The organism is Sorangium sp. So ce117 (genome assembly GCF_051524395.1).
Lineage (GTDB): Bacteria > Myxococcota_A > Polyangia > Polyangiales > Polyangiaceae > Sorangium > Sorangium cellulosum_B.
Window position 1 is genome coordinate 9,112,630 of record NZ_CP150309.1, and the last position, 12,038, is coordinate 9,124,667.

10 protein-coding genes are annotated in these 12,038 nt (G+C 71.8%); 6 read left to right on the forward strand and 4 right to left on the reverse strand.

Features of this window, described 5'->3' with window-relative positions; genetic code table 11:
* Window positions 1–22: 22 nt before the first annotated feature.
* Window positions 23–586 (reverse strand): ExbD/TolR family protein, encoded by a 564-nt coding sequence (locus tag WMF46_RS34160; RefSeq protein WP_437981029.1) that lies wholly within the window; start codon window positions 584–586, stop codon window positions 23–25.
* Between the two features lie 686 nt (window positions 587–1,272).
* Here WMF46_RS34160 and WMF46_RS34165 point away from each other — a divergent pair.
* From WMF46_RS34165 to WMF46_RS34180, 4 genes are all read left to right on the forward strand, one after another.
* The gene (locus WMF46_RS34165; protein WP_437981030.1) at window positions 1,273–2,136 is read left to right on the forward strand and encodes a helix-turn-helix domain-containing protein; all 864 of its coding nucleotides are present in this window, start codon (window positions 1,273–1,275) and stop codon (window positions 2,134–2,136) included.
* A 125-nt stretch (window positions 2,137–2,261) separates the two neighbouring features.
* Window positions 2,262–3,401 carry a phospholipase D-like domain-containing protein gene (locus WMF46_RS34170; RefSeq protein ID WP_437981031.1) on the forward strand — a complete coding sequence of 380 codons (1,140 nt, stop codon included), beginning with the start codon at window positions 2,262–2,264 and terminating at the stop codon, window positions 3,399–3,401.
* Between the two features lie 46 nt (window positions 3,402–3,447).
* Window positions 3,448–4,287: an AAA family ATPase gene (locus WMF46_RS34175; RefSeq protein ID WP_437981032.1), complete on the forward strand. Its 840-nt coding sequence runs from the start codon at window positions 3,448–3,450 to the stop codon at window positions 4,285–4,287.
* Between the two features lie 2 nt (window positions 4,288–4,289).
* On the forward strand, window positions 4,290–5,492 hold the full coding sequence (locus WMF46_RS34180) for a vWA domain-containing protein (protein ID WP_437981033.1): 1,203 nt from the start codon (window positions 4,290–4,292) through the stop codon (window positions 5,490–5,492).
* Window positions 5,493–5,515: 23 nt separating this feature from the next.
* Here WMF46_RS34180 and WMF46_RS34185 read toward each other — a convergent pair whose 3' ends face one another.
* From WMF46_RS34185 to WMF46_RS34195, 3 genes are all read right to left on the reverse strand, one after another.
* Entirely contained in the window at window positions 5,516–6,403 is an 888-nt protein-coding gene (locus WMF46_RS34185; RefSeq protein WP_437981034.1) for a Uma2 family endonuclease, read from the reverse strand.
* A gap of 58 nt (window positions 6,404–6,461) precedes the next feature.
* Entirely contained in the window at window positions 6,462–7,148 is a 687-nt protein-coding gene (locus WMF46_RS34190; protein ID WP_437981035.1) for a sensor histidine kinase, read from the reverse strand.
* Window positions 7,149–7,279: 131 nt separating this feature from the next.
* Window positions 7,280–10,306 carry a TIGR03960 family B12-binding radical SAM protein gene (locus WMF46_RS34195; RefSeq protein ID WP_437981036.1) on the reverse strand — a complete coding sequence of 1,009 codons (3,027 nt, stop codon included), beginning with the start codon at window positions 10,304–10,306 and terminating at the stop codon, window positions 7,280–7,282.
* Window positions 10,307–10,431: 125 nt separating this feature from the next.
* Between WMF46_RS34195 and WMF46_RS34200 the strand changes: the two genes are divergently transcribed.
* Both WMF46_RS34200 and WMF46_RS34205 read left to right on the forward strand, forming a co-directional pair.
* Window positions 10,432–10,773, forward strand: coding sequence for a hypothetical protein (locus WMF46_RS34200; RefSeq protein ID WP_437543960.1), 342 nt, complete (start codon window positions 10,432–10,434; stop codon window positions 10,771–10,773).
* A gap of 121 nt (window positions 10,774–10,894) precedes the next feature.
* Window positions 10,895–11,980, forward strand: a complete 1,086-nt coding sequence (locus WMF46_RS34205; RefSeq protein ID WP_437981037.1) for a YihY/virulence factor BrkB family protein — start codon at window positions 10,895–10,897, stop codon at window positions 11,978–11,980.
* Window positions 11,981–12,038: the final 58 nt, after the last annotated feature.

The following is a 12,038-nucleotide window of genomic DNA, read 5'->3' on the forward strand; positions in this document are numbered from 1 at the left end:
CCCTGTCGCTCAACCACCGCTCTCAGCGGGCAGAGAAGGTGGCCAGGAAGGCTGGCATCTCGGCGCTGCGGCCGTCGTCCAGGAGGACGGTTCGGCGCGGGGCGTTGATCGCGTCGAGCACGGCGACGAGCTCACGGAACGGCGTCTTGTTGTCGCTGTGGAGCACCGCCTGGTCGGCGCGGCGGTCGCTCGGGGCGCGGTGCTCGCCGCTCCGCTCCCACTCGCGCCGGATGGCCTCGCCGAGCTCTCTGTAACGGATGGCGGTGGCTCCCGCCCCGCCGATCTCGACAGGACGTTTGGGGACGCTCACCTCGCTCAGGACGGTCGCACCCTGCTTCCACACGAGGTTGAACTGGTCGTCGCCGACATGGACGTGCATCGTCCTGAGAGGCTCCTTCTGGCACTCCTCCCCGCACCCCGCGGCGGCAGGCACCTCCGCGCTGGTCTTGAGCCGCGAGTTCGTGACCCACACCGCCGTGATCAGAAGGAAGGCGATGGTCACCATCAGCAGATCGATGAACGGAATCATGTTGATCTCGCTGTTTCGCGCCCGCCTCTCGCCACCTCCCACGTCGACGCCCGCCATGGCTGCCTCCTTGTGTGTTCGTGTTGCCGCCGCGCACTCGCCAGCTCCGCGGCCGCGCTGCGATAGGAGGACAGAGCGCGGCGCGCGCCGGATGTTCCTGGAAAGCACCGACGTCCGCTCCCCCGCCACGGGTGAACCGCTCGCGCGCGTGGGCCGCGCCGGCGATCCCGATGCGGGTAGAGCGCCACGAGCGATCCCTCGGGCGGCCGACGCTCCGCATCGTCCACTATTTCGGAGGCGCTTCGATCCGCCCAGCTCAAAAAAAAACGCAATGCGTCATTCTCGAGCAGTCTCCTCAACGGCCGCCCTGAACATGGAAAGGGCGGATGAGAAGCTCGATCTCTTCGGCATAAGCGAAGATGCGGCAGCCTTGCGCCACGGACGAGAGGCGTCGTGCCGTCCTCGGATCAACGCAGCGTGCCGCCCCTCGTGCGTCATGGCCGAGCTGTCTCTTGACAGACAATCCGTTATAACGGATGATGTACCTACGGGTTGGAGGTGAAGCGGATGCGCCCCCAGAGTGCTCAAGTGATCGACCTCGAGGAATACCGTCAACAGCGGCGGGCGGCTCGGAACAAGCATGTTCCCGAGAGCAACAGGCCGACGTCGTCGGGAAACTCTTTGAACATGCCGGTCGCCCTCTGGTGGTTCCCGATCTGGACGTGGATGCCCGTCTGGCAGGTGCGATGAAATCCGTCCGTCAGAACACGCCACGGAGCTCGCCGGGGCTGGTCTCCGGCGATGGGCTCGGCGCGTCGTTGCCCGTGGAGGGTTATCAGAACGGCGTGCAAGCGTCCGCCGTATCGACGGGGCGCCCTCCGTCGCCTGCTGGACCGCGCTCGCACCGCAGGCCGGAGAGCTTCGCTGGCCCCGCGAGCTCGTACTCCAGCCGCGCCAACGGAACCAACGGAGAGGCGCCGCAGCGGGACGTGGACGAGGCGTCTGGAGACGCCTGGGCCTACGAGATGGCCCCGCAGGACGCCTCCTCGGCGCTCACCGGCATCGTCGGGGCCAACCTGCGTCGCCTCCGGACCAAGCGTGGGCTCTCCCTCGAGCGGCTGGCGAAGGCGTCTGGCGTGAGCCGGGCGATGCTCAGCCAGATCGAGCTCGGCCAGAGCACGCCGACGATCAACGTGCTCTGGAAGATCGCGCGGGCGCTCGGCGTGCCCTTCTCGGCGCTGATCAGCGACCAGTCGCTCGGCGGCACATCGCTCATCCTGGCCGCGCGCGCCAAGGTGCTGACATCGCATGACGGCTCGTTCACGTCCCGCGCGCTGTTCCCGTTCGACGTGCCAAGGACCGTCGAATTCTACGAGATCACGCTCGCGCCCCTCGCCACCGAACACGCGGATCCTCACCCGCCGGGCACCGTGGAGAACCTCGTGGTGACCGCCGGGACGCTGGAGATGGTCGTCGGCGCTGAGCGCCATGTGCTCGCGACCGGCGACGCGATCATGTTCGACGCCGACGTGCCCCATCAGTACAGGAACCCGACCGATCAGCAGGTCATCCTGTACCTGGTGATGACGTACGTCGAGAAGACGGGCTGATCGGGGCGCTCGACAGCCCGGATCACTCCGCTGACCGACGCCGGCCAAGCATCACGCCGGGGCGCCACGCGCCCGTCCGCGCTATCATCGCGCCGCCTCGTCCCGGGCAGCCTGGCCCCCGCCGCATGTCCCAGCCCCCTCCCGCGCCCGCGTTCGCCGAGATGACCGTCGGCGCGCACCGCCTCGCGCTCCTCAAGGACGGCGCGCAGACCTACCCGGCCATGCTCGAGGCGATCGCCCGCGCCCGGCGCACGATCTGCCTCGAGACGTACATCCTCCGGGTCGATCGCACCGGCCAGCGCTTCGCCGAGGCGCTCATGGAGCGGGCGGCGGCCGGCGTCGAGGTGAACGTCCTCTTCGACGCCTGGGGCTCCTCCGTCTCGTCGTCCTTCCTCGACGGGCTCCACCGCGCCGGCGTCCGGTCCCTCGCCTTCCGCCCCCTCGACCTCTCCGCCCCGCTCGGGAAGGTCGCCCGCCGCGACCACCGCAAGGCGCTCATCGTCGACGGTGCGATCGCCTTCACGGGCGGCCTCAACCTCTCCGACGACTACGCGGCTCCGGAGGATGGCGGCGCCGACTGGCGCGATACCCATCTCCGCATCGAGGGCCCCGCCGCCGCCGAGCTCCAGTACTTCTTCTTGCGCACGTGGCAGCGCACGGGCGGCGCCCCCATCGACGACGAGCGCTACGGCTACGCCGAGCGCAGGCCCGACCCCGCCGTCCAGATCATCAGCAACGACCTCCCCCGCCGCAGGCACCGCCACGGCATCCGCGACGCCTACCGGCACGCCATCGAGCGCGCCAGGCGCAGGATCTTCATCACCAACGCTTACTTCCTGCCGCCGCTCCGGATCATCCACGTGCTCTCCGCGGCGGCCCGCCGCGGCGTCGACGTCAGGATCATGGTCGCCGGCACCACCGACGTGCCCGCGGTCCTGCTCGCGTCGCGCGCGATCTACGGCCACCTCCTCGACGCCGGCGCCCGCATGTTCGAGTGGCGCGGCCGCGTCCTTCACGCCAAGACCGCGGTCATCGACGGCCTCTGGTCCACCGTCGGCTCCACCAACCTCGACAGCCAGTCGCTCCGCATGAACCTCGAGGTGAACGCCGTCGTCTCGCACCGTGGGTTCGCGGGCGCGATGGAGCGGATGTTCGCCGACGACCTCGCCCACTGCCACGAGATCACCGCCGCGGGCTGGGCCCAGCGCCCCCTCTGGGAGCGGGCCGCCTCGTGGACGGCCTACCTCGCGCGCGACTGGCTCTGATCCCGCGCGGTCCGCCGCGATCGGCGGGGGATGCTACCGTTCCGGCATGTCCGATTTCCGCCGCTTCCGCGGCACCGAACGCTACCTCACGAGCGAGGCGCTCGAGGCCGCCGTCAACTGCGCGCTGGTCCTGGAGCGGCCGCTCCTCGTCAAGGGAGAGCCCGGCACCGGCAAGACGCTGCTCGCCGAGGCCATCGCGCGGAGCCTGTCGGCCGAGCTCATCACCTGGCACGTCAAGAGCACCACGCGGGCCCAGGACGGGCTCTACGTCTACGACACCGTGCAGCGGCTCTACGATGCGCGCTTCGGCGACGGCGACGTCCGCGACATCCGCCGGTACATCAAGCTCGGCCCGCTCGGGAAGGCGTTCAACGCCTCGGCGCGCGTCGTGCTCCTCATCGACGAGGTCGACAAGGCGGACCTCGAGTTCCCGAACGATCTCCTCCACGAGCTCGATCGGATGCGCTTCCGCATCGCCGAGACCGGCGACGAGATCGCCGCGCGGGAGCGGCCCGTCGTCATCATCACCAGCAACAACGAGAAGGAGCTGCCGGACGCGTTCCTGCGCCGCTGCGTCTTCCACTTCATCGATTTCCCGGAGCCCGAGCTCATGCGGGAGATCCTCCACGTTCACCACCCCGATCTCGATCGGGCGCTCGCCGACCAGGCGATGCAGGTCTTCTACGAGATCCGGAAGAACACCCGCATCCGGAAGCGCCCCTCGACGAGCGAGCTCATCGACTGGATCGCCGTCCTGCGGAGGGCGGGCGTGGGCGAGGTGAAGCTCGACAAGGCGCTGCCGTTCCTCGGCGCGCTGCTCAAGAAGGAGCAGGACATTGTCGCGCTGGCCGATCAGCTGGCGGGCGGCAGGCGGTTCCGGTCGTAGCGATGTTCGTCGCGTTCCTCTACGAGCTCCGGGCCCGCAAGGTCCCGGTCGGCGCCCAGGAGGCGGTCGGCCTCGCGCGCGCGCTCGCCGCGGGCCTCCATGAGAGCTCGCTCGAGGGCTTCTACCACGTCGCGCGGGCGATGCTCGTCCACTCGGAGGCGCACCTCGACGACTTCGATCTGGCGTTCGCCCAGCACTTCCGCGGCGTGCACGTGGAGGCCAAGGCGGTGACGGAAGAGCTCCTCTCGTGGCTCCGGGATCCCATCAAGATGCGCGCCCTCTCCGACGAGGAGAGGGCGATGATCGAGGAGCTCGATCTGGAGGAGGTGCTCCGGCGGTTCGAGGAGCGCCTCCGCGAGCAGCGCGAGCGCCACGACGGGGGCAGCCGGTGGATCGGGACCGGCGGCACCTCACCGTTCGGCCGCGGCGGCTTCCATCCGAGCGGCATCCAGGTCGGCGGCCCCGCGGGCGGGCGCAGCGGCGCCGTGCAGAACGCCGACGCCCGCCGCTACCGCCCCTACCGCAGCGATCTCACGCTCGACGTGCGCCAGGTCGAGGTGGCGCTGCGCAAGCTGCGCGCGTTCGCGCGCGAGGGCGGCGATCGCGAGCTCGACATCGAGGCGACGATCGACGCGACGGCCAGGAACGCGGGCGAGATCGAGATCGTCACGAGGCCCCCGCGCCGGCCGAACACGCGCGTGATCCTGATGATGGACGTGGGCGGCTCGATGGATCCCAGCGCCGCGCTCGTGTCGCAGCTCTTCAGCGCGGCGAAGCGCGCGACGCACTGGAAGGAGCTGAGGAGCTACTACTTCCACAACTGCGTCTACGAGAGGGTCTTCAGGACCGAGGGGCTCCTCGACCCCGTCCCGGTGCGCGAGCTCCTCCGCGAGTGCGGCAAGCACCACAAGCTCGTGATGGTCGGAGACGCCTCGATGGCGCCCTACGAGCTGCTCGGCTCATCGGGCTCCGGCGGCGGCGCGGGCTCCTCGTTCGACCCCGACGCGCGGCTGCCCGGCGTCGCCTGGCTGATGATGCTCCGCGACCATTTCGACCGCGCCGTGTGGCTGAACCCGGACGGGATCGGCCCCTACCCCCACCCGACCGTCGACGCCATCAAGAGCATCTTCCCGATGTTCGCGCTCACGCTGGAGGGCCTGGGAGAGGCCATCGCCGAGCTCGTCCGCGGCCGCGGCCGCGCCTGATCCGTGCGGCGCGCGGGCCCGGGTCAACGGCCCGCGCGGCGGAACACCTCCGCCGTGGCCGACGCGACGAGGGCGCGGTCGAGCCAGCGGTCGAGCTCGCGCTCGCTCCTGCACGACGAGATCTTCGCCGCGGCCGCCTTCGTGAGCGGCAATCCTCGCCGAGCGAGGACACGCCTCAGCGCGTCGCGCTTGCCCTCGAGGATCCCCTCCTCGCGCCCCGCTTCGCGGCCTTCCTCGCGCCCCTCTTCGCGCCCCTCTTCGCGGCCTTCCTCGCGCCCCTGCTCGCGTCCTTCCTCGCGCCCCTGCTCGCGCCCTGCATCGAGAACGGCGTCGAGATCCTCGTATCCGCGCCGCTGGAGGAGGTTGGTCAGCGTGCTCTTCTCCGCCTCGCTCCGGTCGTAGAGCGCCTCGACCCGGACCGCGTTCTTCAGGATGCCCGGCGCGCTCAGCAGCTCCCCGGGGAGCGCGACGCGCACCTTCCGGCGGGGCTCGTGCACCTCGACCCGCCGTGGACCGGTGAGGCGCACCACCCACAAGAGCTTCGTACCGGCCGCGAGCAGGTCGGCGATCTTCTCCTTCAGCGCCTCCTCGTCCTGCCTCACGTCGGCGTACTCGATCGCGAGCTCCGGCACGCCCTTCACCCAGCCCGGCCTGTCGGGGACGTTCCCCACCGCGACGTCCGGCGCGCGGAGGGTGCCCGGATCCGGGGAGTACCCCGTGTCCACGCCCACCTCCTTGACCGCCGGGTCCCACCCAACGACCGAGCTGCCCAGGTGGTTCGGCCCCGAGGCACGCCCCCCCGTGGGGGCGCAGTAGACGGGGTGGCCGTTCGACAGCTCGTACGGATCCCCCGCGCGGAGGTGCTCCGCGCGAAAAGGGCCGCGCTCCGCCGTCCGGCGCTTCACCTGCATGAGAGGACGATAGCACGCCGGGGATGCGCCCCGGGGAGCTCGCCACGCTCCGCGCCCGTCACGCGTTCGGCAACCACATGCGGAACGCCGCGCCCCCGCATCGGCCCGCCGTCGCGGTGATCTCGCCGCCGTGCGCCTCGACGATGACCCGGCTCAGCGCGAGGCCGAGGCCGGTCCCCTTCACCTTGGCGGTCACGAGCGGCTCGAAGAGGTGGGCGGCCACGCACGGAGGAACGCCGGGGCCGTTGTCCTCGATCTCGAGGTGCGTGCGCTCGTCGCCCCTCCACGCCCGCGTGACGATCTCGCCGCCGGGCCCCTCGAACGCCTCGATCGCGTTGAGGTAGAGGTTCGAGAAGACGCGCTCGAGCAGGATCGGGTCGCACAGGAGCGTGAGGTCGGCCGGCGCGACGGCGACCTCGAACCGGACCGCCGTGCGCAGCACCAGCGCGTGCCGCGCGCTCTCGATGAGCCGGCCGAGGTGCGCCGCCTCGCGCCGCAGCGGCTCGCCGCGCGCCAGCCCGAGGACGCTGCCGATGACCTCGTGCGCCTTGCGGATCTCGCACGTCACGCGGTCGAGGTGGCGCAGCAGGCGAGGCCGATCGTCGAGGTCGCGCTGCGCCAGGTAGAGCGACGACTCCGCGACCGCGAGGGCGTTGCGCAGCTCGTGGGCGACGCTCGCGCCGACCGCCCCCGCCGCGGCCAGGCGCGCCGCGCAGCATGCCGCCTCGTGACCCTCCTTTTCCATAAAGCAAAGCGCAGCGTAGCCGATCCCCGAGCGATCGCCCGCGCGCGCTCCGCGCTCCGCGCCCCCGCGCTCCGTGCGCCGCTGCCGCCGTCGCCGGGAGGATCTTTACGACACGACCGTCCCGGGCTGGCTCACTCGGCGTCCGCGGCGAGCGGGAGGGCCGGTGTTTGCTCCGGAGCCGGCTTGACGCGGCGCGCCCGCTCGAGATCGAAGAGCGAGAAGCGCTCGCCCGCTACGGAGCCCGCCGGCGAGGTACGACCGAACAGCTGAAGCCGCACGGCGCGGTGCGGCGGCGGCGTGATCGCGCCCGGCGCCTCCCCCGGCTCTCCCGTGATCACCGCCGCGACCTCGGACGACTTCACCGCACCCGAGCCGCGGATATCGACCTCGACCTCGAGGGCGACGAGATCACCGACGAGCCCGGCGCGCGCGAGCGCCGCGTGGACCTCGGGCCCGCCGACCTCGGCCCGCACGAGGTACTGGCGCACGTCGACCATCTTGGCGAGCCGGTCGATCTCCCGGCGGATCGGGAGCGACTCCGCCGAGAGGGCAGCGCTGCAGCGGGCGGCGAGGAGCGCCTCCGCGTCGCCGCCGATCGCGGAGCGCGCGAAGGCGAGCGCGTAGCGCGCGCCGGCGATGAGCTTGCTCAGGGCCGGGTCCTCCGGGCCGAGCTTGACGGCGCCGCTGAACACGAGCCCGCGCGGGCTCGCGGCCGACATCGCGGCGACGAGCGCATCGAGCGCGGCGGGATCGAGGTCGCGCTCGAGGCGGAGGTCGACGTACTCGTCGAGGCTGATCACGCCGAGCGAGAGCGCCGGCGAGAAGGTCATGTCGGGCTTCGGGTGGAAGCCCGCGGTGTAGGTCATCGGCGCGCCGACGCGCCGGAGCACGCGGGGCAGCTCGCGCACGACGTCGAGGTGGCCGAGCAGCGCCATCGGCCCGGCCTTCTCGAAGCGGAAGCGGTAGCGGAAGCCGCCGCGCCCCTTCGGCGCAGGCGCGATCCGCCGCGCGCGGTGGGGCGCCTCCGCTTCGGCGCGCGAGGGCTCCCTGGCGTCGCCGCTCTTCGGCTCCGTGGCAGCGACGCTCTCCCGCTCCGCGCCGCCGTCGCTCTCCCGCTCCGCGCCGCCGTCGTTCACCGACGCGCCAGAGGGACCCGCGGCGGCCGCGGGCGGCGCGGCGCCTGCGTCGGTGAGCACCGGCAGCGAGCGCCGGTGGGCGCCGAGCCGATCGAGGAAGGTGAGCCGCTCCTCGCGCATCTGCGTCATGTCGCAGGCGACGCCGCAGTCGTAACAGACGAGCCGCCGCGCGTCGGCCTTGGCGTCGTCGAGGTTCGTGTGGTGGACGAACATGCCGGCGACCTTGCCGCACGGCGGGCTGAGGCGGCTCTGGAGCGCCTTCCTGTACTCCTTCGCGAGGAAGCCCTCCTCGAGGCCGACGTCGATGTGATCCCAGGGCAGCCGCGCCGTCACCGGGAGGGTGCCGAGGTACTTCTCGCGGTCGACGCCGACGTGCGTGAACGCCTCCTCCCACACGCCGAGATCGAGCCTGTCCTCCCACGAATCGAAGCGGGCGCCGTGCCGCCAGGCCCGCTCGAGGACGTCGGCGAGGGGGCGGTCGCCGCGGGCGAAGATGCCCTCGAGGACGCTGGCGTGAGCCTCGTGGGTCTTCAGCGTGACGGCGCGGTACGGCCGCACCGTGTCCTTGAGCAGCCGTTGCTTGCGCCCGACCTCGCCGAGCGTGTCCATGGCCGCCCACTGGAAGGGCGTGTGAGGCTTCGGCACGTGGGTCGAGACGCTGACCGTCACGTCGACGGGCTTGCCCTTGCCCGCCGCCTTCCTCCCGGCGCCGGCCGCACGGGCGCCCGTCTCGACGATGCCGCGCACGTCCTCGTCGGTCTCGGTCGGCAGGCCGATCATGAAGTAGAGCTTCATCTTGCCCCAGCCCCGGCTGAACACGCGCTCGGCCGTCTCGAGGAGCTGCTCCTCCGTGACGTTCTTGTTCACGACGTCGCGCATCCGCTGGGAGCCCGCCTCCGGCGCGAACGTGAGGCCGGTCGCGCGCACGCGCTTGAGCTCGTCGAGGAGGTCGGGCTCGAGCCCGTAGGCGCGCAGCGACGAGACGCCGAGCGAGATGCGCTCGGCGGTGAGGCGCTCGGTGACCTTCTTGATGAGCGGCGAGATGCACGAGACGTCGGCGGTCGACAGCGCCGTGAGCGAGACCTCGTCCTGGCCGGACCTCTGCACCGCGCGCATCACGGTCTCGACGATCTGCTCGGGATCGCGCTCGCGGACGGGCCGGTAGATCATGCCGGCCTGGCAGAAGCGGCACCCCTCGGTGCAGCCGCGGGCGATCTCGATCGACATGCGGTCGAAGATGGCCTCGGGCCCGCCCGTGGGGCTCTGGTCGGGGAACGGGTACTTGTTCAGGTCGACGAGGGCGCGCTCGATCGGGAACGGGATCCCGGAGGCGAGCGGGCGGTCCACGACCTCGAAGCCGGTGTCGGGATCGAGCCGGGTCGCGTAGAGCGAGGGCACGTAGACGGCGCCGAGGCGCGCGATCGCGACGAGCCGCTCGCGCCGCGGCACGCCCTCGCGCTTGAGCCGCGCCCACGCGAGGGCGACCTCGGTCGCCTTCTCCTCGCCGTCGCCGATGACGATGGCGTCGAGGAAGGGGGCGATCGGCTCGGGGTGGGTCGCCGTCGGGCCGCCCGCGATCACGATCGGGTCGTCCTCGCCGCGGTCCGCCGCGCGCAGCGGGACGCCGCCGAGGTGCAGCATCGTGAGGATGTTGGAGTACGTGAGCTCGAACTGCAGGGAGAAGCCCACGACGTCGAAGTCCCTGAGCGGGCGCGCGGACTCGAGGGACACGAGCGGCAGCCCGCGCTTCACGAGCTGGGCCTCCATGTCGACCCAGGGCGTATAACAGCGCTCGGCCAGCGTGCGCGGGTCGTCGTTCAGCAGCTTGTAAAGGATCTTGAAGCCGAGGTGGCTCATCCCGATGTCGTAGACATCCGGGAATGCCAGGCAGACGCGCGCCTCGACCGACGCCCAGTCCTTCACGACCGAGCCGACCTCGCCGCCCGCGTAGCGCGCGGGCTTCTCGACCTGATCGAGGAAGGAGGCGTACGGGTGATCGGCGAGCAGGGGGAGGCTGTCCATGGCGCCTCGGCGCGTAGCATGGCCGGCCGGCGCCGGCACCCGCGGCTCGCTCGAGCCAGCTCGATCCGCCGTCCGGGGCCGCAGGCCGGAGCGGCGCGGCGGCCCGCTTGGGCTATGCTCACGACGTGCGCGAGCGTGATGCCCATCATGTGGAGATCGACCGGGCGCGGCACGTCGAGTACCGGGACCCCAGCGAGTTCGACCGGATCGCCTTCGCCATGCGCACGCTGGACCGCCTCCGGCCGAAGCGGCTGACGGTGGCCGTCTACCCCGCGCTCGCCGCGATGCGCGTCGAGCGCGGGAGCAACTTGCATCGCGGCGAGGGCGGCTCCTGGGCGATCGTCGGCATCCCGCCGCACGCGAGCCGCGAGCACATCGCCTACGCCCTCGCCGAGCTCGCCGGCGTCGAGTCGGTGCCCTACGCCGTACAGAGCCTCCTCGCCGCCGACAGGAACACCGACGCCTAGGCGCGCGCCGGAGCGTCGGAGCGCCGCTGCACGGACATCGCCGCTGTCCCGAGATGAGCCGCGCGCGGCGGCGGGGCGGATGGTATTGCGCCCCGCACGAGGGAGAGCGACGCTGCCCTCCGTGCCTGCTCCGATCCGGCAACAGATCGCGCGCCACCGCGCAGCGAAGGCGGTGTGGAGCGTCATCGTCAGCCTGGATCGCCACAACGGGCCGCGGGCCGCGAGCGCGATGGCCTTCGACGCGTTCCTCAGCCTGATCCCGCTCGCCGCCTTCGCCGGCTATGTGCTCAGCCGGATCCACCAGTGGTCGGATGTGGTGGTGCGGCCGATCCTGCAGGCGGCTCCCCCGGAAGTCGCGAAGCTCGTCTCGGAGGAGCTCATCCGGCTCTCGCAGTCGTCGGCGGTCGCGCCGATCAGCATCACCGGCTTCCTCTGGATCACGTCCTCAGGGCTCTCGACCGCCATGGGCGTGTTCGACACGATCTACAACACGCGCGAGCGCCCCTGGTACGTGCGCAGGGCGATCGCGGCGGCGTGCGTGATGGCCAGCCTGGCCGTGGTGCCCGTGGTCGCCGGCGTGGGCGTGCTGATCGGCACGCTCTCCGGATCGACCGGCGCCCGCATCGTCGCCTTCGCCCTCCCCGGGGGCCTCGTCATCTGCATGGTCGCCGCCTTCTTCAGGATCTCGATCCAGCGCCCGAACATCGAGCGACGCCGGATCTTCCCGGGCGCGGTGCTCACGGTGGTGCTCTGGTCCGCCGTGTCGACCCTCTTCTCGCTCTACGTCGCCACGCTCGGCCGCTACGCCACGTTCTACGGGAGCCTCGCGACCGTCGCGATCTTCCTGTTCTGGCTCTGGCTCCTGGCGCTGGCGCTGCTCATCGGGGGCGAGCTGAACGCGCGCCTGGAGCGGGAGCGCGCCGGCGTGACGTCCATCCCGCCCCCCGGCAAGTGGAGCGCGCTCGCGCTCTCCGATCTGCCCGAGCTCTCCGATCTGCCCCAGAGCGTCACACCGCCGCCCCCGAGCGTCACGCCGCTGCCCCAGAGCGTCACGCCGCTGCCCCTGAGCACCACCCTCCCCCAGGGCGCAGCGCTCCCCCGCGGGGCCGCGGCGCGGCTCGGCGACGCCCAGGGCGCGGGCAGCGCGGACGAGGACGAAGCGCGCGGCGCACCGAGCTCGCCGCGCGAGCACCAAGCCGCCGGGTAGGTCGAGGCGGCGAGAGGCCGACGCCCCCGGCGGCCGCGCGCTGAAGGACGGACGGTCG